The organism is Pseudomonas lundensis (genome assembly GCF_002269125.1).
In the GTDB taxonomy this organism is placed as follows: domain Bacteria; phylum Pseudomonadota; class Gammaproteobacteria; order Pseudomonadales; family Pseudomonadaceae; genus Aquipseudomonas; species Aquipseudomonas lundensis_A.
In genome coordinates this window covers 132,612-154,557 of record NZ_NQKI01000001.1, presented here as the reverse complement: position 1 = coordinate 154,557, position 21,946 = coordinate 132,612, and the positions used below count along the sequence as shown (strand labels likewise).

Annotated in this window: 19 protein-coding genes; 14 read left to right on the top strand and 5 right to left on the bottom strand. The window is 59.9% G+C overall.

Going from position 1 to position 21,946, the window contains the following annotated elements:
• The first annotated feature begins 145 nt into the window (after positions 1 to 145).
• Positions 146 to 1,660: a threonine ammonia-lyase, biosynthetic gene (ilvA, locus tag CJF39_RS00715; RefSeq protein ID WP_094991699.1), complete on the top strand. Its 1,515-nt coding sequence runs from the start codon at positions 146 to 148 to the stop codon at positions 1,658 to 1,660.
• A 40-nt stretch (positions 1,661 to 1,700) separates the two neighbouring features.
• The gene (locus CJF39_RS00710; protein ID WP_094991698.1) at positions 1,701 to 2,129 is read left to right on the top strand and encodes a DUF2269 family protein; all 429 of its coding nucleotides are present in this window, start codon (positions 1,701 to 1,703) and stop codon (positions 2,127 to 2,129) included.
• 49 nt (positions 2,130 to 2,178) lie between these two features.
• Here CJF39_RS00710 and CJF39_RS00705 read toward each other — a convergent pair whose 3' ends face one another.
• Complete coding sequence (locus CJF39_RS00705) at positions 2,179 to 2,835, bottom strand: HAD family hydrolase (protein ID WP_094991697.1); 657 nt, start codon at positions 2,833 to 2,835, stop codon at positions 2,179 to 2,181.
• 143 nt (positions 2,836 to 2,978) lie between these two features.
• Between CJF39_RS00705 and CJF39_RS00700 the strand changes: the two genes are divergently transcribed.
• Together CJF39_RS00700 and ptsP are read left to right on the top strand one after the other, a co-directional pair.
• The gene (locus tag CJF39_RS00700) at positions 2,979 to 3,458 is read left to right on the top strand and encodes an RNA pyrophosphohydrolase (RefSeq protein ID WP_047278492.1); all 480 of its coding nucleotides are present in this window, start codon (positions 2,979 to 2,981) and stop codon (positions 3,456 to 3,458) included.
• A gap of 21 nt (positions 3,459 to 3,479) precedes the next feature.
• On the top strand, positions 3,480 to 5,759 hold the full coding sequence (gene ptsP / locus CJF39_RS00695) for a phosphoenolpyruvate--protein phosphotransferase (RefSeq protein WP_094991696.1): 2,280 nt from the start codon (positions 3,480 to 3,482) through the stop codon (positions 5,757 to 5,759).
• On the opposite strand, the gene CJF39_RS00690 is transcribed toward ptsP, so the two are convergent.
• The gene (locus CJF39_RS00690; RefSeq protein ID WP_094991695.1) at positions 5,746 to 6,546 is read right to left on the bottom strand and encodes an NRDE family protein; all 801 of its coding nucleotides are present in this window, start codon (positions 6,544 to 6,546) and stop codon (positions 5,746 to 5,748) included. The two genes, ptsP and CJF39_RS00690, sit on opposite strands and share 14 nt — an antisense overlap.
• A gap of 117 nt (positions 6,547 to 6,663) precedes the next feature.
• On the opposite strand from CJF39_RS00690, the gene CJF39_RS00685 reads away from it, so the two are divergent.
• The 4 genes from CJF39_RS00685 to CJF39_RS00670 all read left to right on the top strand — a co-directional run bounded on the left by CJF39_RS00685 (position 6,664) and on the right by CJF39_RS00670 (position 10,307).
• Positions 6,664 to 7,446, top strand: a complete 783-nt coding sequence (locus CJF39_RS00685; protein ID WP_070412771.1) for a sulfite exporter TauE/SafE family protein — start codon at positions 6,664 to 6,666, stop codon at positions 7,444 to 7,446.
• A 12-nt stretch (positions 7,447 to 7,458) separates the two neighbouring features.
• The gene (gene lgt, locus CJF39_RS00680) at positions 7,459 to 8,265 is read left to right on the top strand and encodes a prolipoprotein diacylglyceryl transferase (protein WP_070412770.1); all 807 of its coding nucleotides are present in this window, start codon (positions 7,459 to 7,461) and stop codon (positions 8,263 to 8,265) included.
• A gap of 49 nt (positions 8,266 to 8,314) precedes the next feature.
• Positions 8,315 to 9,286 carry a thymidylate synthase gene (locus CJF39_RS00675; RefSeq protein ID WP_094991694.1) on the top strand — a complete coding sequence of 324 codons (972 nt, stop codon included), beginning with the start codon at positions 8,315 to 8,317 and terminating at the stop codon, positions 9,284 to 9,286.
• Positions 9,287 to 9,458: 172 nt separating this feature from the next.
• The gene (locus CJF39_RS00670) at positions 9,459 to 10,307 is read left to right on the top strand and encodes a hypothetical protein (RefSeq protein WP_094991693.1); all 849 of its coding nucleotides are present in this window, start codon (positions 9,459 to 9,461) and stop codon (positions 10,305 to 10,307) included.
• A 56-nt stretch (positions 10,308 to 10,363) separates the two neighbouring features.
• Here the strand turns inward: CJF39_RS00670 and cadR are convergent, their stop codons facing one another.
• Positions 10,364 to 10,813, bottom strand: a complete 450-nt coding sequence (cadR, locus tag CJF39_RS00665) for a Cd(II)/Pb(II)-responsive transcriptional regulator (RefSeq protein ID WP_094991692.1) — start codon at positions 10,811 to 10,813, stop codon at positions 10,364 to 10,366.
• 85 nt (positions 10,814 to 10,898) lie between these two features.
• Between cadR and CJF39_RS00660 the strand changes: the two genes are divergently transcribed.
• The 6 genes from CJF39_RS00660 (at position 10,899) to CJF39_RS00635 (ending at position 19,193) form a co-directional block, all read left to right on the top strand.
• The gene (locus tag CJF39_RS00660; protein ID WP_094991691.1) at positions 10,899 to 13,184 is read left to right on the top strand and encodes a heavy metal translocating P-type ATPase; all 2,286 of its coding nucleotides are present in this window, start codon (positions 10,899 to 10,901) and stop codon (positions 13,182 to 13,184) included.
• Positions 13,185 to 13,200: 16 nt separating this feature from the next.
• Positions 13,201 to 14,064, top strand: a complete 864-nt coding sequence (locus CJF39_RS00655; protein WP_094991690.1) for a LysR family transcriptional regulator — start codon at positions 13,201 to 13,203, stop codon at positions 14,062 to 14,064.
• Positions 14,065 to 14,179: 115 nt separating this feature from the next.
• Positions 14,180 to 15,256: a putative 2-aminoethylphosphonate ABC transporter ATP-binding protein gene (locus CJF39_RS00650; RefSeq protein ID WP_094991689.1), complete on the top strand. Its 1,077-nt coding sequence runs from the start codon at positions 14,180 to 14,182 to the stop codon at positions 15,254 to 15,256.
• Position 15,257: 1 nt separating this feature from the next.
• On the top strand, positions 15,258 to 16,982 hold the full coding sequence (locus CJF39_RS00645) for a putative 2-aminoethylphosphonate ABC transporter permease subunit (protein ID WP_094991688.1): 1,725 nt from the start codon (positions 15,258 to 15,260) through the stop codon (positions 16,980 to 16,982).
• 32 nt (positions 16,983 to 17,014) lie between these two features.
• On the top strand, positions 17,015 to 18,037 hold the full coding sequence (locus CJF39_RS00640) for a putative 2-aminoethylphosphonate ABC transporter substrate-binding protein (RefSeq protein WP_094991687.1): 1,023 nt from the start codon (positions 17,015 to 17,017) through the stop codon (positions 18,035 to 18,037).
• A gap of 22 nt (positions 18,038 to 18,059) precedes the next feature.
• Complete coding sequence (locus tag CJF39_RS00635; protein ID WP_094991686.1) at positions 18,060 to 19,193, top strand: TIGR03364 family FAD-dependent oxidoreductase; 1,134 nt, start codon at positions 18,060 to 18,062, stop codon at positions 19,191 to 19,193.
• Positions 19,194 to 19,204: 11 nt separating this feature from the next.
• Here CJF39_RS00635 and CJF39_RS00630 read toward each other — a convergent pair whose 3' ends face one another.
• Together CJF39_RS00630 and CJF39_RS00625 are read right to left on the bottom strand one after the other, a co-directional pair.
• A complete protein-coding gene (locus tag CJF39_RS00630; protein ID WP_094991685.1) occupies positions 19,205 to 20,569 on the bottom strand; it encodes a GTPase/DUF3482 domain-containing protein in 1,365 nt (454 codons plus the stop codon).
• Entirely contained in the window at positions 20,562 to 21,944 is a 1,383-nt protein-coding gene (locus tag CJF39_RS00625; protein WP_094991684.1) for a DUF2868 domain-containing protein, read from the bottom strand. Before CJF39_RS00625 ends, CJF39_RS00630 begins: the two co-directional genes overlap by 8 nt.
• Positions 21,945 to 21,946: the final 2 nt, after the last annotated feature.

The following is a 21,946-nucleotide window of genomic DNA, read 5'->3' as shown; positions in this document are numbered from 1 at the left end:
GCGAGCACGCCTGTTCAGTTCCCTCTCCCTTTTAGAAGAGGGTCAGGGGGAGGGTCTGTATAAACCTCCCATTTCGTGTGGTCGGCCGCGTAAACGCTGGGGTAGACTCCTTGGTCCCTGCTAACTCGCACAGTGACGCTTTCCGATGCTCGAACAGTACGTTAAGAAGATCCTCAACTCGCGCGTTTATGACGTGGCCGTTGAAACGCCCTTGCAAGCCGCCAACCAGCTGACCGAGCGGTTGGGCAATCAGATTTGGCTTAAACGCGAAGATCTGCAGCCGGTGTACTCGTTCAAGATTCGTGGCGCTTATAACAAGTTGATGCACCTCACTGACGCCGAGCGCGCGTGTGGCGTGGTCACGGCCTCTGCAGGCAATCACGCTCAGGGCTTGGCCCTGGCCGCCAAAAAATTGGGGGTCAAGGCCACCATCGTCATGCCTAAAACCACGCCGGAGATCAAGATTGAAGGCGTACGCTCGCGTGGCGGCATTGTGGTGCTGCACGGCGACTCCTTCCCTGAGGCGCTGGCGTATTCGCTGCAACTGGTCGAACAAAAAGGCTACGTCTACGTACACCCCTACGATGACCCGCACACCATCGCCGGGCAGGGCACCGTGGCGATGGAAATTCTGCGCCAGCACCCGGCGCCACTGGACGCGATTTTTGTGCCGGTGGGCGGCGGCGGGCTGATTGCAGGGATTGCCGCGTACGTGAAGTACTTGCGGCCGGACATCAAGGTCATTGGCGTTGAACCTGACGATTCCAACTGCCTGCAAGTCGCCATGGCCGCTGGCGAGCGTGTGGTATTGCCGACCGTGGGCATTTTTGCGGACGGCGTGGCCGTCGGCCAGATTGGCCAGCATACGTTTGATATCTGCAAAGACTACGTGGATGAAGTCATCACGGTCAGCACGGACGAGATCTGTGCAGCCATCAAGGATATCTTCGATGATACCCGCTCGATCACCGAACCTGCCGGCGCGCTGGGCGTGGCCGGGATCAAGAAATATGTCGAACAGCGTGGCGTGAAGGGGCAAACGCTGGTCGCCATCGACTCGGGTGCCAACGTCAATTTCGACCGGTTGCGCCATGTCGCTGAACGCGCCGAACTGGGCGAAGGCCGTGAAGCCATTATCGCGGTGACCATTCCCGAAGAAGTCGGCAGTTTCAAGGCGTTCTGTCAGGCCATCGGCAAGCGCCAGATCACTGAATTCAACTACCGCTACCACACCGGGCGCGAAGCGCATATTTTTGTCGGCGTGCAGACACACCCGATCAATGATCCGCGCAGCGCCCTGCTGGCGAGCCTGCGGGAACAGGGCTTCCCGGTGGTGGACTTGACTGACAACGAACTGGCCAAATTGCACATCCGCCACATGGTGGGCGGGCATGCCGATAAAGTCAGTGATGAGCAACTGTTCCGCTTCGAATTCCCGGAACGCCCGGGTGCCTTGTTCAACTTCCTCAACAAGTTGGGCGGGCGCTGGAATATTTCAATGTTCCACTACCGCAACCACGGCGCGGCTGATGGCCGTGTGATGGCGGGCCTGCAAGTACCTGCGGACGAGCGCCATCTGGTGCCTGCCGCATTGGCGGACATCGGCTACCCGTATTGGGATGAAAGTGATAACCCGGCTTATCAGCTGTTTCTTGGCTGATTGCCGCTAAGCTGAATGGACCGTTCAAGGAATCAATGACATGGAAACCTTCACCGCGTTGAAGCTGTTGCATGGGGTGTCGACGCTGCTGCTGTTCGTCTGCGCAATCGCGTTGCTGGTGGTGGTCACTCGCCGTTACCGGGCCGGGGATAAAAACCTGTCGGGCGGCGTGTTACGACGCCCCTGGGGCTTTGTCTGGGCATTGATGGGGCTGTGTTTGCTGGCATTACCCGTTAGCGGATGGTGGCTGGTGCATCTGGCGGGCTGGCCGTTGAGTCAACTGTGGCTGCTGGCGGGCAGTTGTTTATACCTGCTGGGTGCGCTGAGTTGGGTGTGGCTGGTGGTACGCCTCAATCGCCTGCGTTTGGGGCGCGTCGCCAAACACCCCCGTTTCACGTTGGGACTGGCTATTTTTTGCGCAGTTTGTTTTGTCGCCATCGCAGGTTTGATGGGCGCGAAGCCGGTTTAAAACGAGCCCTGACCCCGTCAAGCCCCTCTGCCAGGAGGGGCTTTTACATTCAGTCGCGTAGCGACATTACCTTCCAGCCGCGTTTCTTGGCTTCGGCCAGCAGGTTGGGGTCCGGGTCCACGGCTACTGGATGGGTGACACGTTCCAGCAACGGCAAGTCGTTCATCGAGTCACTGTAAAAGTAACTGTCTTCGAGCGTGTAGCCGTTTTCTTCTGTCCAGCGTGTCAGGCGTGTGACCTTGCCTTCACGAAAGCACGGGACGTCGGTGCTGCGGCCGGTGTAGCGGCCATCGACGATTTCGCACTCGGTGGCGATTAAATGTTCCACGCCCAGGCGTTTGGCAATGGGGGCGGTGACCACGCGGTTAGTGGCGGTGATGATGACCAGCGTGTCGCCTGCGTCGCGGTGTTGGGCCAGCAGTGCTTGCGCTTTGGGCAGCATCAACGGCTCGATGCAGTCGCGCATGAATTCGCGGTGCCACTGATCCAGTTGCGCCATGTCATGACGGCCGAAAATTTCCATGCTGAAATTCAGATAGGCCGCATTATCGAGTGTGCCTGCCAGGTAATCCTGATAAAACGCATCGTTGCGTGCTTTATAAGCAGCACCGTCGAGAATGCCGCGTTCGCACAGGTAGTCGCCCCATGCGTGGTCGCTGTCGCCGCCTAAAAGGGTGTTGTCCAAGTCGAATAAAGCCAGACGCATTGCAATTACCCGCTGAGCTGTCGGTTGAAAGCGCACAAGAATACGGTCTTTTAATAAGAGTGCACATAAGACAGGGTGGCGCGTTGCTGCTTTCACAACCTTTGTGGAACAATGCGGCGACATGCGTTTGCGAGGTTGTTGCCGTGATCGACCCCGATGGTTTCCGTCCTAATGTCGGGATTATTCTGACAAATGATGCTGGTCAGGTACTTTGGGCTCGCCGAATCAATCAAGACGCGTGGCAGTTTCCGCAGGGTGGTATCAACCCTGATGAGACGCCAGAAGACGCCTTGTACCGTGAGCTGAACGAAGAAGTTGGCCTTGAACGCGAAGATGTAGAAATACTCGCCTGTACGCGAGGCTGGTTGCGCTATCGTCTGCCGCAACGTTTGGTCCGTACCCACAGCCAGCCGCTGTGCATCGGCCAGAAGCAGAAATGGTTTTTGCTGCGCCTGATCTCTAACGAGCAGCGGGTGCGGATGGATTTGACCGGTAAACCGGAATTCGATGGCTGGCGCTGGGTCAGCTATTGGTATCCGTTGGGCCAGGTGGTGACATTCAAGCGCGAGGTCTACCGTCGCGCTCTCAAAGAGCTTGCCCCGCGCCTTTTAACGCGCGCCTGACACGGAGTTCGACCCCGAGCCATGCTCAATACGCTGCGCAAGATCGTCCAGGAAGTTAACTCCGCCAAGGATCTCAAGGCGGCGTTGGGGATTATTGTGTTGCGCGTCAAAGAGGCCATGGGCAGTCAGGTCTGCTCGGTCTATTTGCTTGATCCAGAGACCAACCGTTTTGTGTTGATGGCCACCGAGGGCTTGAACAAGCGCTCGATCGGCAAGGTCAGCATGGCGCCCAACGAAGGCCTGGTCGGCCTGGTGGGCACCCGTGAAGAACCTCTGAACCTCGAAAACGCCGCCGATCACCCTCGCTACCGTTACTTCGCCGAGACCGGTGAAGAGCGTTATGCCGCCTTCCTGGGTGCGCCGATCATCCACCACCGGCGTGTGGTCGGCGTTCTGGTGATCCAGCAAAAGGAGCGTCGCCAGTTCGACGAAGGCGAAGAAGCCTTTCTGGTGACGATGAGTGCGCAATTGGCCGGGGTTATCGCCCACGCTGAAGCCACCGGCTCGATTCGTGGTCTGGGGCGTCAGGGCAAGGGCATCCAGGAAGCCAAGTTTGTCGGCGTGCCTGGCTCGCCCGGCGCGGCGGTCGGCACGGCGGTGGTCATGCTGCCCCCGGCCGACCTTGACGTGGTGCCCGACAAGGCGATTACCGACATCCCGGCGGAAATCGCCCTGTTCAAGACTGCCCTCGAAGGCGTGCGCAATGACATGCGTGCCGTGTCGAAGAAACTCGCCACCCAACTGCGCCCTGAAGAACAGGCGCTGTTCGACGTTTACTTGATGATGCTCGACGACGCGTCGCTGGGCAGCGAAGTCAAAAATGTGATCAAGACCGGTCAGTGGGCTCAGGGCGCGTTGCGCCAAGTGGTGACTGACCACGTCAACCGATTCGAATTGATGGACGACGATTACCTGCGCGAGCGGGCATCGGATGTGCGCGACCTGGGTCGGCGGCTGCTGGCCTATTTGCAGCACGACCATAAACAAACCATGGTTTACCCCGATCACACGATTCTGGTCAGTGAAGAGCTGACGGCGACCATGCTTGGCGAGGTGCCCGAGGGCAAGCTGGCCGGTCTGGTGTCGGTACTCGGTTCGGGCAACTCTCACGTGGCGATCCTCGCCCGTGCCATGGGTATCCCGACTGTCATGGGCCTGGTCGACCTGCCGTATTCCAAGGTCGACGGCATTCAGATGATCGTCGACGGTTACCACGGCGAGGTTTACACCAACCCCAGCGAACTGCTGCGCAAGCAATATGCCGACGTGGTGGAAGAAGAGCGTCAGCTGTCTCAGGGCCTCGATGCCCTGCGCGAGCTGCCGTGCATCACCCCGGACGGGCATCGCATGCCGCTGTGGGTCAACACCGGCTTGCTGGCCGATGTGGCACGGGCGCAGCAGCGCGGCGCAGAAGGCGTTGGCCTGTACCGCACCGAAGTGCCGTTCATGATCAACCAACGCTTTCCGAGCGAAAAGGAGCAACTGGCGATTTATCGCGAGCAACTTGCCGCCTTCCATCCGCAACCGGTGACCATGCGCAGCCTGGACATTGGCGGCGACAAGTCACTGTCGTACTTCCCGATCAAAGAAGACAACCCGTTCCTCGGCTGGCGCGGGATTCGCGTCACCCTCGACCACCCTGAAATCTTTCTGGTTCAGGCCCGGGCCATGCTCAAGGCCAGCGAAGGCCTGAACAACCTGCGTATTTTGTTGCCGATGATTTCTGGCACTCATGAACTCGAAGAAGCTTTGCACCTGCTGCACCGTGCCTGGGGCGAAGTGCGTGATGAAGGCACCGATGTGCCGATGCCACCCATCGGCGTGATGATCGAAATCCCGGCCGCGGTCTATCAGACCAGGGAGCTGGCGAGGCAGGTGGATTTCCTGTCTGTCGGTTCCAACGACCTGACTCAATACTTGCTGGCGGTGGACCGCAACAACCCGCGCGTTGCCGATTTGTACGACTACCTGCACCCGGCGGTGCTTCAAGCCTTGCAATCGGTGGTGCGCGACGCCCACGCCGAAGGCAAGCCTGCGAGCATCTGCGGCGAAATGGCGGGCGATCCGGCGGCGGCGATCCTGTTGATGGCGATGGGCTTTGACAGCCTGTCGATGAACGCCACCAACTTGCCGAAAGTGAAATGGATGCTCCGTCAGGTCGAGCTCAGTCGCGCCAAGGAGCTGTTGGCCGAAGTCATGACCATCGACAACCCGCAGGTGATTCGCAGCACCGTGCAACTGGCCCTGAAAAACATGGGGCTGACCCGCATGATGAATCCGGCGGCAATCAAACCGTACTGAAAAGCGCCTCACCCGGCCCGCTCGCAAAGGGAGAGGGTGGGGGCAGCTCCAGCCTGACTTCCCCCAGGCGCCCGCCCTTGGGCCCGAAGCTGTGTTCCACCATCACCCTGGAACCGTCAGCATTAACAATCAATGCCGTGCTTGCACGGGTGCCATAGGTGGTGCTGGCAATAAAGACACTCGACAGCAAAAACTCCGTGGCCAGCCCCACACCGGTATCGGGCAGGTCGCTATACGTCGCCGTCTGTTGATCCTTCAAAATAGCCAGCAGCGCTTGCGGGTCAGCCTGGTCTAACACTTCACTGAGCGCAGCCTTGGCTTTCACTAATTTTGGCCACGGCGTGTCCAGGCCAGCGTTAGACAGGCCATGAACACCGGCCTTCAAGGGTTCAGGGGCGACAACCTTTGAATTGAAATGCCACAGCGCGTCCCGAGTGCCCACGAGCAAATTGAAGCCTGCGTAATCGACTGATCGTCGGCCAATGTCGTTGAAAAATTCGGAAATCGATTGATTTCCGCATAAAAAACGCGCCACTAAATCCCCCCGCGAACGTCGTGTCGGCGGTTTGTGCGGCTCGCGAATATTGGTCAACGCCGCAAAGCGGCCGTCAGCGCCAATGCCCAGCCACGTGCCGCCAGCCTCCAGGTCACGCCCTGCGTACACGTGCGGCGCATCGGCCCATTGCGCAAGGGGCTTGGCGGGGCGGGCGTAGAACTCATCCCGGTTAGCCGCCACCACCAGCGGCTGTGCATGGCCGGGGCGCCACGCGAAGACAATCAAGCACATGATCAGTCCTTAATGTTTTTTTAACCCCTGTACTTATAGATTGCTCAGGCGCCTTGCGCCATGTGTGGAGCCCAAGCCCTTGCTCCGTTACCATGCGGGTCAAATTTGGGGGGCGTCATGGAATTTCTGCTCTATCTGGTGCTGGGAGGCTTTGCCGGGGTATTGGCCGGTTTGTTCGGGGTCGGGGGCGGCATCATCATCGTCCCGGTGCTGGTGTTCAGTTTTACGTTGCAGGGCTTCAACCCCGAGGTGCTGACCCACCTGGCCGTGGGCACTTCATTGGCCACGATCATCTTTACCTCAATCAACTCGATTCGTGAACACAACCGCAAAGGCGCGGTGCGCTGGCCGTTGTTTGTGTGGATGGCGCTGGGCATTTTAATCGGCGCGGGTATCGGTGCTCTGACGGCCGAAGCGATCGCCGGTCCTCATTTGCAGAAAATCATTGGCGTTTTTGCCTTGGTCATCGCTGTGCAGATGGCGCTTGAACTCAAACCCAAAGCCAGCCGAACGGTGCCGGGTAAAGTCGGTCTGACCCTGGCTGGCACTGTCATTGGTTGGGCGTCGGCGATTTTTGGTGTGGGCGGTGGCTCCTTGACCGTGCCGTTCCTGAGCTGGCGCAGTGTACCGATGCAGCAAGCCGTGGCCACGTCGGCCGCCTGCGGGCTGCCGATTGCGCTGGTAGGTGCATTAAGTTTCATGATTATTGGCTGGCACAACCCCGACCTGCCCGCGCATAGTCTCGGGTTTGTGTATTTGCCGGCGCTGCTCGGGATTGCCCTGACCAGCATGTTTTTCGCCCGTTTTGGTGCGCGTTTGGCCCACACACTTTCGCCGCGCTTGCTGAAACGGCTGTTTGCCGCACTGTTGTTCTGTGTCGGTTTGAGTTTCCTGATCTAACAAGGAGTCGCAATGCTGCCTTACCCGCAGATTGACCCGGTGGCCTTGGCCATCGGTCCGCTGAAAATCCATTGGTACGGCTTGATGTACCTGATCGGCATTGGCGCCGCGTGGCTGATCCTGTCGCGCCGCCTGAACCGTTTCGACCCGACCTGGACCAAAGAGAAACTCTCTGATCTGGTGTTCTGGGTGGCCATGGGCGTGATCGTCGGCGGCCGTTTAGGCTACGTCCTGTTCTACGACTTGAGCGCCTACATCGCCAACCCGCTGCTGATCTTCGAAGTGTGGAAAGGCGGTATGGCGTTCCACGGCGGGCTGATCGGCGTGATGCTGGCCACTTGGTGGTTCGGCAAGCGCAACAACAAGTCATTTTTCCAAATCATGGACTTCATTGCGCCTGTGGTGCCGATTGGTCTGGGGGCCGGGCGTATCGGTAACTTTATTAACGCCGAGCTGTGGGGCAAAGCCACTGACGTGCCTTGGGCGATGATTTTTCCGACCGATCCGCAACAACTGGCGCGTCATCCGTCGCAGCTTTATCAGTTTGCCCTCGAAGGTGTGGCACTCTTCCTGATTCTTTGGCTGTACTCGCGCAAACCGCGCCCGACCATGGCCGTTTCCGGCATGTTCGCCCTGTTCTACGGTATTTTCCGATTCATCGTCGAGTTCGTCCGCGTACCGGATGCTCAGCTAGGCTATCTGGCGTTCGGTTGGGTGACGATGGGGCAAATCCTGTGCATCCCGATGATTCTCGGTGGCCTGTTCTTGATCTGGTGGGCTTACCACCGCGATCCTGCAGCCCGCCAAGCAGCGCAATAAATTCGAATTGCAGGGCTGCGCGGTCCTGCATTCAAACGGTAGGAAAACCATGAAGCAATATCTCGACCTCGTTGCCGACGTCATCAAAAACGGCACCCTGCAAGCCAACCGCACTGGCGTTAAGACCATCAGTCTGCCCGGCGCCATGTTGCGCTACGACCTCAAGGAAGGCTTCCCGGCCATCACCACCCGGCGCATGGCCTTCAAATCGGCCATCGGCGAGATGTGCGGCTTTTTGCGTCCGGTTAACAGTGCAGCGGATTTCCGCGCCCTAGGCTGCAAAGTCTGGGACCAGAACGCTAACGAAAACGCGCAATGGCTGGCCAACCCGTTCCGTCAGGGTGAAGACGACCTTGGCGAAATCTACGGCGTGCAATGGCGCAAATGGCCTGCGTACAAACAAGTCGCGCGCAGCAATCAGGCTGCCATCGAACTGTGCCTGAGCCAGGGCTACCGGCAGATCGCTGAAGGTGAAGAAGACGGCCAACCGTATGTGGTGCTGTACAAGGCCATCGATCAGGTGCGCCAGTGCGTCGACACTATCATTAACGACCCGGGCAGCCGCCGTATCCTGTTCCACGGCTGGAACTGCGCCCAGCTCGACGAAATGGCGCTGCCGCCGTGCCACCTGCTGTACCAGTTCCACCCGAACGTCGAGACTAAGGAAATTTCCCTGAGCCTCTACATTCGCTCCAACGATCTGGGCCTGGGCACGCCGTTCAACCTGACCGAAGGTGCTGCGTTGCTGAGCCTGATCGGCCGCCTGACGGGTTATACACCGCGCTGGTTCACCTACTTCATCGGCGATGCCCACGTGTATGAAAACCACCTGGACATGCTCAACGAACAGCTGACCCGCGAGCCGTTCCCGATGCCCAAACTGGTGATTTCGGAGCGCGTGCCCGAATTTGCCAAGACCGGCGTTTACCAGCCCGAGTGGCTGGAGCTGATCGAGCCGAGCGACTTTAGCCTTGAAGGTTATGAGCACCATGCGCCCATGACCGCGCCGATGGCGGTGTAACTCACACTCCCAATCCCGCGCCGCGTCCAACCCTAGCGTTGTACGTGGCGCTACAACAGGTGCTTGGGTCTATACCGAAAGCGTCTATTCAACTGTGAGTTGTGACAGTTCCTGATAAAGCAGATGCATGTTTATTTGGCTCTTCAATTGCTATGCAACTGGAGAGCCTGTCATGACGCATAAAGATGAATTAAAGACTGAAGGTTTCTGGCCAAGCGAACACGTTGGCACCGCTATAAAACGTGAAACCCGGACGAGCAGTAAAAGTGTTCAGGCGGGTTTATTCCTGCCAGCGGTCCTGTATCTCTACGACGATAGATTATTCTCTTTTGGTATCACTGCACCCGAGGGAGCGGTCATTGCGCAGGAAATGATCGGACATTCCTTTTTTAGAAATGCAATAAAAGTATTAATAGAAACAGATGTACCAGAGATTGAAGTTGGCGACGAAGTTCAGGCGGTCTGGACTGTACTCTCGGCAGAGGATTTTTATGAGTATCGATCGGACCCCGTGCGTGTTGATAGCAAAAATAAGGATGTGCTGATCACCTTGCCTGACACCGAGGCTGTCAAATTTGTAGGGAAGAAATCCGAAATTGTCTATTTCCATATGCCACAAGCGGGGGGAGTCACACCTTCGCCTGGAAGGTTGGTGTATGTCGCGCCATCGTTGGGGCCTAAACCCATCCTGAAGGTGATGGGTGTGGTTGACGGTGTTCTGGATACGACAGCTCACCCGGATGGCATTAAAGTCATTATTGATCCCATTGCCAACATGCACCGATATAACGCGCTGGAGATCCGCTGGACACAGGACTCCGGTATTTGGGTCGACTCTCAACACAGAATGACCGTCTACCCAGACCAATCAATGGCGTTCACTATTCCTCCGGTTGTCTACCAGCCCCATGTGGGCAAGCGCGTTTTAGTGCAGTACTTTATTTTTCTTGGGGCCAACATGAGCCCGAATCTGAGGTGGTCAGCTAGCACTCTGACGCAGGCAGAATTCAACTTGATTTGACCTCCACAAACAGTCAATTAACGACGCTTTCTTGTTAATTGACTGTACTTTACCCATCAATGCCCGTGGCTTCTGCCCACATGGCTGGGTTCGCCATCGTGCGCCATGACCGAGCCACTGACCTCCAACTGCTGCAAAATCCCGCAATGGTCCTTGTCGGCGCCTTCGCTGCAGCGTTGGCGCAGGTCGAGCAGTTGTGTCTGCAACGCCAGCAACCCGTCAATTCGCGCCTTGACGTGATGAATGTGTTCATCAATCAACGCGTTCACGCTCTCACACTGGTCCTGCGGGCTATCGCGCAAGCTGAGCAGGCTGCGGATTTCTTCAAGGGTCATGTCGAGGCTGCGGCAATTGCGAATAAACGTCAGCCGCTCGACATGCGCCTGGTTGTACAAACGGTAATTGCCTTCACTGCGCGCCGGCGCCGGCAGCAGCCCTTCGCGCTCGTAATAACGGATGGTTTCAACCTGACAGTCGGTCAGTTTTGCCAGTTCACCGATTTTCATCACGCGTTTCTCCGAAGGTCGCTTGACCCTATAGTGGCTACAGGGTCTTTACTTGGCAACAAGCACCTTTTCTGGACGCACCCTGATGAGCGATTCCATTCACACCCCGCACAAATCCCACGCTGATCACGATCACGATCACGATCACGATCACGATCACGATCACGATCACGATCACAGCACTCAGCACGTGCCTGCGGCCCATGCCCACAGTTGCTGCTCGGCGGCAGAAAGTCCTAGCGTCATCAAACTTGGCGCTGCGCCTACGGCAGGCGCCCGCGTGAGCAGTTTTCGCATCGAAGCGATGGACTGCCCGACCGAGCAAACGCTTATCCAGAACAAACTGGGCAAGTTGGCGGGTGTGCAGCAACTGGAATTCAACTTGATTAACCGCGTGCTCGGCGTGACCCACGACCTGCCGTCTACCGATCCCATTGTCGACGCAATCAAGTCCCTTGGCATGCAAGCCGATCCTTTGGAATCGGGGAGCGATAGCCCGCCTGCGCCTGTCGAGAAAAAACAGGGGTGGCCGCTCGCGGTGTCCGGCGTGGGTGCGTTGGCAGCTGAAGTGCTGCACTTCACCGACGCAGCGCCGACCTGGGTGATTGCGCTGGTGGCGCTGGTGTCGATCTTCAGCGGCGGTCTGACCACCTACAAGAAGGGCTGGATCGCCCTGAAAAACCTCAACCTCAACATCAATGCGCTGATGAGCATTGCCGTTACCGGTGCCGTATTGATCGGGCAGTGGCCTGAGGCGGCGATGGTGATGTTCCTGTTTACCGTGGCCGAGCTGATCGAAGCCAAATCCCTCGACCGCGCCCGCAACGCCATTGGCGGCCTGATGCAAATGGCGCCTGATAAAGCCACAGTGCAGCAGGCAGACGGCAGCTGGCGTGTGCTGGAGGTCAAAGATATCGCCCTGGATGCCATCGTGCGCGTACGCCCCGGCGAGCGCATCGGCCTGGATGGCGACGTGGTCTCAGGGCGTTCAACCATCGATCAGGCACCGATCACCGGTGAGAGCTTGCCGATTGAGAAAACGGTCGGGGATAAAGTCTTCGCTGGCACCATCAACCAGGCCGGATCGTTGGAGTACCGTGTCACAGCGGCTGCCAATAACTCTACCCTGGCGCGCATCATCCATGCCGTGGAACAAGCCCAGGGCGCTCGCGCGCCGACTCAACGCTTCGTCGACAGCTTTGCCAAAATCTACACCCCCGTGGTGTTCCTGCTGGCACTGGCCGTGGCCGTGATCCCGCCGCTGTTCATGGGTGACCTGTGGTTTGACTGGATCTACCGTGCGCTGGTGTTGCTGGTGGTGGCGTGCCCGTGCGCGCTGGTGATTTCGACCCCAGTCACCATCGTCAGCGGGCTGGCGGCGGCAGCGCGCAAGGGCATTCTGGTCAAAGGCGGGGTGTACCTCGAAAGCGGTCACAAACTCGACTATCTGGCCCTGGATAAAACCGGAACCATCACCCACGGCAAGCCGGTGCAAACCGATTACCTGCCGCTGGACCCGCTATTAGCCGACAGCGCCGTGTTGCTGGCCGCCAGCCTGGCCTCGCGCTCCGATCATCCGGTGTCGCTGGCCGTGGCGAATGCGGCTGTGGATAAAAAACTGGCGTGGCGCTCTGTGGATAACTTCACTGCGCTGGCGGGGCGCGGGGTGCGCGGCGAAATCGACGGCACGCTGTATCACTTGGGCAACCACCGTATGGTGGAAGAACTGGGCCTGTGCTCGCCCGAGCTTGAAGAAAAACTGTTCGCCCTGGAAGAGCAGGGCAAGACGGTGATTTTGTTGTGCGACAGCGCGGGGCCTATGGCGTTGTTTGCCGTGGCTGACACGGTCAAGGCCTCAAGCCGCGAAGCGATCGCGCAGTTGCATGCCCTTGGCATCAAAACCCTGATGCTGACCGGTGACAACCCGCACACGGCCAAGGCCATTGCCGCTCAAGTGGGAATCGACGAAGCGCAGGGCAACCTGCTGCCGGATGACAAACTGAAAGCTATTGAAGCGCTGTATGCCAAAGGCCACCACGTCGGCATGGTCGGTGACGGGATTAACGACGCGCCTGCGCTGGCGCGCGCTGAAATCGGCTTCGCCATGGCGGCGGCGGGCACCGATACGGCGATAGAAACAGCCGATGTCGCCCTGATGGACGACGATCTTCGCAAGATCCCGGCATTCATCCGACTGTCACGTCAAACGTCCAGCATTCTTAAGCAGAACATCGCGTTGGCGCTGGTCATCAAAGGCATCTTTCTTGCGGTAACCTTCCTCGGTCTGGCCACCATGTGGATGGCCGTGTTTGCCGACATGGGCGTAAGCCTGTTGGTGGTGTTCAACGGGTTGCGCCTGTTGCGCAAATAGATCAAGAGAGGCTGTAGTGCTGAGTGCCGAGCTGAAAGCGTTTTACCGGGTGGCCCAATTGGGCAGCATGACTCAGGCCGCGAAAAAGCTCGGGCTCAGCCAGCCGACGGTTACCACGCAGATTCGCCAGCTCGAAAGCCAGTACGCCGTCGAGTTGTTCTACCGTGGCGGGCGGCGCCTGACCTTGACCGAAGATGGCGTGCGCTTGATGCCAATGGTCAAGGCGTTGCTCCAGCAAGAAGCCGACATCGAATTCTTCCTGCGTAACAGCGGTCAGGGTATGGGCGCGCTGCGTATCGCCGCGACGGCGCCGTATTACATCCTCGATCTGGTCAAAGCCTTTCGCGAACGTTTGCCGCAGATCGACGTGTCGGTCGACATCGGCAACTCACAGCAGGTCCTGGAGGCGCTGGAGGAATACCGCGTCGACATTGCGGTGTCCTCGCAACTGCTGGAAGACCCGCGCCTGATACGCCGCGTGCTCGGCTCGGACCCGCTGGTCCTCGCGGTGCATCGCAATCACCCGTTGGCCGCGCTGGATCACGTGCCGCTCGCGGCATTGGCCGGGCATTGCCTGTTAATGCGCGAGCAAGGGTCCACCACGCGCCGTCTGACTGAAGACCTGCTGGCCAGTGCAGGGGTGGGCGTTGGTCCGTTGCTGGAAATCGGCAGTCGCGAGTCCATTCGTGAAGCCGTTTTGCGCAACATCGGCATCAGCATCATTGCCCGTCAGGAAGTGCCGCACGATCCCCAGTTGCGAGTCCTGACGCTGGAAAACGCGCCCGTGATTCACGAATACCTGTACTGCCTTAAGGAGCGAAAAGCGGCGCGTTTGCCAGCGGCCTTTCTGGGGATGGCGCAAGAAATGGCCGGCTGCTGAAAAGTCCTTCAGCGCAAATCCGCCAATACCACTATCGGTAGCTTTTGCCTTGCTGCCACATCTTGTACGCATTGCCTCTTTAGGATGACGCTCATCAGCTTGATGAGGTGCATCCATGAACCGCTCCAACGCAACCGTTGTGTCCCAACCCGGCGTACCGATGCAGGTGCGCAATGTGAGCAAACGCTTTGGCGCGTTCACCGCGCTGGAGGATGTGTCGCTGGAGGTCGCTGCTGGCGAACTGGTGTGTCTGCTCGGGCCGTCCGGCTGCGGCAAGACCACACTGCTGCGTTGCATTGCCGGGCTCGAACGTCAGGACAGCGGCGTGTTGTACCTGGGCAGTCGCGATGTGTCCGACCTCGCACCTCAAGCGCGGGATTACGGGATTCTGTTTCAGTCCTATGCCTTGTTTCCCAATCTCAGCGTTGAAGCCAACATCGCCTACGGGCTGGCGGGCAGTAATCGCGACGTGGTGCGCAAACGGGTCAGCGAGATGTTAGAGCTGGTGGGCCTGAGTGGCAGCGAGAAAAAATTCCCCGGCCAACTCTCGGGCGGTCAGCAACAACGTGTGGCACTGGCCCGGGCACTGGCGCCGTCGCCTTCTCTGTTGTTGCTCGACGAGCCCATGTCGGCCCTCGATGCCAGAGTGCGCGAGCATTTGTGTACCGAGCTGCGTCAACTGCAGCGCCAGCTTGGCATCACCACGCTGATGGTCACCCACAATCAGGACGAAGCCATGCTCATGGCCGACCGTATTGCGGTGATGAACCAGGGCAAGGTCGAGCAATACGATACGCCGCAGGCGATCTACAACACGCCGGCCACGCCGTTTGTAGCCGAGTTCGTCGGGCAAGGTAATTGGCTGCCGTTCCAGCGCAGCGGCGACAGCCAGGCGCAGGTCGGCGGTTTGAACGTGCGACTGGCGGATGACGCCAGCCAGGCCGCATCAGGCCGACTGTTTTGCCGTCCGGAGGCAATCACGGTCAACCCGGTGCTGCATCAGGAAAACCTGTTCCCGGCCCGCGTACGGGAGATCACGTTCCTGGGCAACCGCTGCCGCATGAGCCTTGAACTCAATCATTTGCCAGGCCATGCGCTGATGGCCGAAGTGGGCAGCCACGACCTGCCGCGCCTTGGTCATCAGGACATTGTGGTCGCTTTGCCGCCCGCCAGTTTGCAGGTGTTTGCCTGAGATGGCCGCAGACATGGCGTTGCCATTGCCCGGCAAACACACCCGCAGCATGTCGCGTGCCGAATTGGGCGACCGGCTTTTCGTGGTCGGCGGCAAACTGTTGTTACTGCTGCTGTTGGGCGTCGCGGTGCTGATGCCGTTGCTGGCGATCTTCTGGCGCGGTTTCAGCGCAGAAGACGGGCAGGGCGGCGGGTGGGTCGCTGCACGGGAGCTGCTCGTCAGTGACAACTTCCATTGGTTGCTCGGCAACAGCCTGAAGGTTTCGCTGAGCGTGGCGGTGATTGTCGTACCGCTGGCCTATCTCTTTGCCTACGCGCTGCAACGCACCCTGATCCCCGGCAAACGTGTCTGGCGCGGCTTGTCGCTGTTGCCGTTGATGGCCCCGTCCATGCTGCCAGGGATTGCGCTGGTCTACCTGTTTGGGAATCAGGGCATGTTGCGCAGTCTGCTCTCGGACAACATTTATGGCTTTTGGGGGATTGTGCTGGGCGAGGTGATTTACACCTTCCCCCATGCGCTGATGATTTTGCTCTCGGCCCTGTCGTTGGCCGATGCACGCCTGTTCGATGCCGCGTCCAGCATGGGCGCCGGGCCGTTCAAAGCCTTTCGCAGTATCACGTGGCCCGGAACGCGTCAGGCCGTGTTTGCGGCGTTTTGTCTGGTGTTTACCCTGACCATCACCGATTTTGGCGTGCCCGTGGTGGTGGGTGGCGATTATCAAGTGCTGGCGCTGGAAGCTTACAAAGCCGTGGTCGGGCAGCAACAATTTGGCCGGGGCGCCTTGATCGGCATGGTTTTGCTGCTGCCTGCGCTGTTCAGCTTCGGCGTCGATGCGTGGTTGCGCAGGCAACACGGCGACGCGATGAGCGGCCGCGCTCAAGTCTTCACACCGTTGCCTGGCAAGGTGCGTGACGGCTGCTATCTGGCCATCGTGCTGCTGATTTGCGCGGTTTTGCTGATGGTGTTCGGGATGGCGGTGTATTCGTCGCTGGTCAAATTTTGGCCTTACAACCTGTCGTTGTCGCTCGGCCACTATCAATTCAACGACACGGCCGGGGGCGGCTGGCTGGCCTACCGCAACAGCCTGACCATGGCGCTGTGCACAGCGTTGATCGGCAGCACTGTGATCTTCACCGGCGCGTACCTGATGGAGAAAACCAAAGGCCAGAAAGGGCTGACCCTGGCCTTGCGCATGCTCAGCTTTGTGCCCATGGCTGTTCCAGGCCTGGTGTTGGGGTTGGGCTACGTGTTTTTTTTCAACCTCACCGGCAACCCGCTGCACGTGTTTTACGGAACCATGACGCTGCTGGTGGTGTGCACCATTGCGCATTATTTGACCACTGCACAAATGACTGCCACCACGGCCCTGCGCCAACTGGATGGCGAGTTCGAAGCGGCGGCGTTGTCGCTCAAGGCCCCGCTGTATCGCCATTACCTGCGGGTCACGGTGCCGATCTGCCTTCCGGCGCTGCTGGACATCGTGCGTTATCTGTTTGTGTCGGCCATGACCACCGTGTCGGCCGCGATTTTCCTCTACAGCCCCGACACCCTGCTCGCGGCCGTGGCCGTGCTGAACATGGACGACGCGGGCAACGTGGGCGGTGCAGCCGCCATGTCGACCCTGATTTTGTTTACCTCGGCGGGTGTTTCCCTGCTGCTGGCCTGGGCGTCGCGCGGCGTGCTGCGCCGTTATCAAGCCTGGCGTCAGGGCGCCCCGGCGCAATGATCCGTCCCCTTCCCCCTCAAAGGAACCGCACCATGTTCAAGCCTGTTGCCCTTGTCGCTGCTGTCCTCACGGCTTTGAGCGGCCATGCATTCGCCGCGAAAACCGAGTTGACGGTGTACACCGCCCTCGAAGCCGAACAGCTCAAGACCTACAAACGCGCCTTCGAAAAGGCCAACCCGGACGTGGACATCAAGTGGGTGCGCAACTCGACGGGCATCATCACCGCCAAACTGCTGGCCGAGAAAGCGCGTCCACAGGCCGATGCGGTGTGGGGGCTGGCGGCGTCGAGTCTGGCGATCCTCGACCAGCAAGGGATGCTGCAACACTACGCGCCCAAAGACTTGGGCAAAATCGGCCCGAACTACCGCGACGCGGCCAACCCACCGGGCTGGGTGGGGATGGACGTGTGGGCCGCGACGATTTGCTTCAACACCATCGAAGCCGAAAAACAGGGGCTGACCAAGCCTGTGAGCTGGCAAGACCTGACCAAGCCTGAATACAAGGGCAAGATCGTGATGCCTAACCCGGCGTCCTCCGGGACGGGGTTTCTGGACGTGAGCGCGTGGCTGCAAACCTTCGGTGAGCAGCAGGGCTGGCAGTACATGGACGATCTGCACCAGAACATCGGGCAATACGTTCATTCCGGCTCCAAACCTTGCAAATTGGCAGCCGCAGGGGAGTTTCCGATCGGTATTTCGTTTGAATACCCGGCCGTGCAGCTCAAGCGTCAGGGCGCGCCGCTCGACATCGTGTTGCCCAAGGAAGGGCTGGGCTGGGAGATCGAAGCCACGGCGGTGATCAAAGGAACACCGCATGAAGACGCCGCGAAGAAACTGGCAGACTTTTCGGCCAGCCCTGAAGCGATGGAACTCTACAAAGAGAACTTTGCTGTGTTGGCCCAGCCCGGCATTGCCAAGCCGCAGACCGAATTGCCTGCCGATTATGAGCAGCGTTTGATCAAAAACGACTTTGCCTGGGCCTCGAAAAACCGTGACCGGATTTTGGCCGAGTGGCGTAAGCGGTACGACGGCAAGACTGAGAAAGCGGCGCAGTAAAGGGCCATCCAAGGAGTTCGCTATGTCCGTTTCCAACACGATTCTGATCGTCGGCGCCGGGATTCTTGGCCTGTCCCACGCCTACGCGGCTGCCCGGCGCGGCTTAAACGTGCGGGTTTTCGAACGCACCGCCACGCCACTGGGTGCGTCGGTGCGCAACTTCGGCCAGGCGCTGGTCACGGGGCAGCCGCCCGGCGTGATGCTGGAGCTGGCCCGCGCCAGTCGCGGCATTTGGGTCGACTGGTCCCGGCAGGCGGGCTTCGACCTCAAGCGCAACGGTTCTTACCTGTTCGCCCGCACGCAAGCCGAAGAACACCTGCTCGATGCGTTCTGTCAGGGCCGCGCCCAAGAACAGGGCTACCGTGTCGAATTGCTCGGCGCCCGTGATCTCAGCCATTTGTATGGCGGCCAGTTCAAGCATCATCGCGCCGCTTTGCATGGCCTGGACGATCAACAAGTCTATTCCCGTGAAGCCATCCCGGCGTTGATCGAGTACCTGGGTAACGCGCTCGGCGTCGAGTTCCATTTCTCAACCCTGGTACGCGACGTCGAGCCGGGCGCGGTCCACACCACTGCGGGCAGCTTTGAAGGCGCGCAGGTGATTGTCTGTTCGGGCCACGATTACCAGACCCTGCTTGCAGAGCCCATGGCGCAGCTGACGCCTCAAGTCTGTCGCCTGCAAATGTTACGGGTGCGCCCGCAGGTGGCGTTGAACCTGCAACATGCTTTGCTCACGGGGTTGAGTTGTGTGCATTACGGGGCGTTTGCCGATTTGCCCGAGGCCGCTGCGGTGCAGGAGGAAATTTTGTGCAACAGCCCTCATCTGGATGATCACGGGATTCACCTGCTGATGAGCCCGACCCCTTATGGCGATTTGATTGTGGGGGACTCTCATGAGTACAGCGACGATCCATCGCCCTTCAACGGCGAACAGGTCGATAACTGGATGCTACAACTGTGTGAGGAAACCCTCGGCTGTCGCGTGCAGGTCGTTGAACGCTGGCAAGGGGTGTATGGGGCCAAAGGGGTCAGACCGTTCTCATGGCTGGACGTGGCGCCGGGCCTGCATGCCGCGCTCATGCACACCGGGGTGGGCATGAGCATCGGGCCCGCCATGGCCGAGCGCAATATCGCCCGGATGCTGCTGGAGGCGTGAGGTGCCTTGGCTCAGATGTGTTGGGCCAACGCTTCAATCTGCTCCTGACGCTCAGCCTGACTCAGTTTGGGGTGCGGATTGAGTGAGGACCATTGCGGGTGCGCCCTGGCCTTGCTCAGTGCTTCTGGCAGTTTGCCTTCGCGCAAGGTGGTCTCCTGCGGTGTCGCCACCTTGATGCTGTCAACCGCTGCATGCCCTCGGGCGTTCAGCGCATGCAGCAATTGGCGTTGGCGCAAGGCCAGCAGGCGCAGCACGCTGTCGTCCACGGTCAGTTCGCGCTGGCCTTTGATTTTGCCCAGCAACCGGCTGCCATAACTGCGCGCGGTTTGCAGCGCACCGCCTGCAATGGCCCCGGCCAATGCTGCCGCGCCCAGCGTCAGACCGCCCACCATCAAGTCCACGCCTGCACCCGCTGCTGCGCCTGCGGCAATGCCGCCGCCCACGCGCACCCCCAGTTGTTTGAGGGTTTCGGGGTTGAACAGGTCATCGCCCCAGCGGCCGTCCAGCAGCGGCAAATCACCAGCGGCCGCGTCGCTGGTACGAAAACCGTAGAGTTTGAGCAGGGCTTCCACGCAACGTTGTTCACGCTGGCGAACGGCCTGACGCAATTGATGGATAGCATCCTGCTCGGCCGTTTTGTCGCTGACCACACTGCGTCGACACGCCGCGCAGTCGATCAGCAGTTCGGCAATTAGCCGCAGCGCGCTGTGCTTGCGCGCTTGTCGCTGGGCTTCAAGATCGGTAATCAGGCGTTGCAATGCGTCGCGTGAATGCTCCAGCAACAGCGCAAGGCTTTCATACAAACGCCGCTCGCCATCTTCGGGCGGCGCCACGCTGTCGAAGCGCACCAACGCATGTAAACCGAGGCGCGCCAGCGCGTCGCGCCATTCGGGTTCGCGCTGCTGCGGGCTGCTGACGAAATTGAGTATCGGCAGTAACGGCTTGCCACAACTGGCCAACACACTCAGTTCATCACGGTATTTGGCCAACACGGGTTCGCGGGCATCGATCACGTAGAGCCCGGCGTCCGAGGCCAGCAGTTGGCGCAGGACTTTGGCCTCTTGCTCGAAACGCTGTCTGGCCTCACTGCCTTCAAGGAAGCGCGCCACCCGGGCAGGGCCGTCCAGGCGTTCACCGGGGCGGTCAAGGCGCTCAAGGTAGTCGAGCAGCGCGATGGCATCTTCCAGCCCCGGCGTGTCGTACAACTCCAGCAGCGGTTCGCCGTCCACCGACAGGCGTGCCCCTTCGACGTGGCGGGTGGTGCTGGGGCGATGGGAGACTTCGCCGAAACCGACATCCCGGGTCAGGGTACGCAGCAGCGAGGTCTTGCCGACATTGGTGTGGCCGACCACGGCCAGTGTGAGCGGCTTAGTCATGACCTGTCTCCAGCCAGTTCAAGGGCGCGCTGGCGGCAAAGGGCAGGCCCAGTTGCTCCAGCGCGGCGTGCCAGTCACTCAGGCGCTCGGCGTCCAGCGCCTGACCGGGCGGGGCTTGCAGCAACCACACCCGGGTGGCGGCGGCACTGCGCGCCAGTTCACCGATCAGGGCCAGGCTGCCGCGATCCGGGGAGCGCCGGGGGTCACAGGCAATCGCCAGGCGCGCAGGCGGGAAACGGGTCATTTGCTCAAGCAAGGTTTGCCGTGACTCGCGGCTGTCGAGAATGCCTGCGTCTTTGACCGAGGCGGGCAAGGTGGGTGGCCAGGGTTGTTGGTCGTCAAGTTCGATGCCCACGATCAGTGCGCCATCGGTTTGTAGTTCCGAACGTCCAGCCTGTACGTGATGCAACTGCTCGGGGGCGATGTCATTGACGCCAAGGCGCTCGCTGCTCGGCATTAAGGCTTCACGCAACTGGCTGTAGCCGGGCAGGTTGAGGTCCAGTCGCAGCGTGTTGCGCCCGGTCTTCCAGCGCCACCGGCAAAACACGTAGAGCAGCAGACGCGGAATCACGCCATAAATCAGGACAACGCCGACCAGCCAGATCGCCCAGGACTGACGGACCAGTTCGTTGTTGTAGAGGCTGCTGTCGTTGCTGACGAGGATCACCTCCACGGTGGGCACACTGAAACCCAGCCAGTTGGGCAATGCACCCAACGCCCGTGTGGCTGCGACAAACACATCGGCGCCAAGGATTGTGGTTTCCCAGATAAACCCGTAACGGCGCGTAGACATGAGCAGCAACATCATCACCAGTGCGCTGAGCATCGCCAGCAGCCACAGGCCATTGACCAGCGCGCCAACGGCCCAGCGATTGAGCTTGCGCCGTTGCAGCAACAGCACTAACGCGGGGCCAAGCTGTGCAGCCTTGGCATCGCGGGCGAGTTTTTCACTGAGCCATAGCCACAATCGGCCCAGGCCCGCACCGTGCTCACCGGCACACACCAGGCCGACCACCCAGCTCAGCAGCAGGATCAGGTTGAGCCCGAGCAAACTGCCCAGCGCCCAGAACACGTTGACCGGGGTCTGGCCATTGCCCAGCGCCGCAAAGGCCAGCCCGGCACCGCTGACGACAGCCATCACCGCGAGCACCAACAGTGCCAGCCGCGCGCCTTGCAGCCAATGCTGCATGGCGCTGAGTAAACCATCGCGCTCGGCCAGCCAAAGCGCCCGGTTTTCCAGGCGAGCGGGCAAGTCACCGCCGGTGCTGCGGGCGCGGCGGTTGGCCTCCTGATCATCCAGCGGGCCAGCATGTGCTTCGCGCAAACGCACGGTTTCAGTCAGCCAAAGGCGTTGCAAAGGAGAGAGTTGAGTCACAG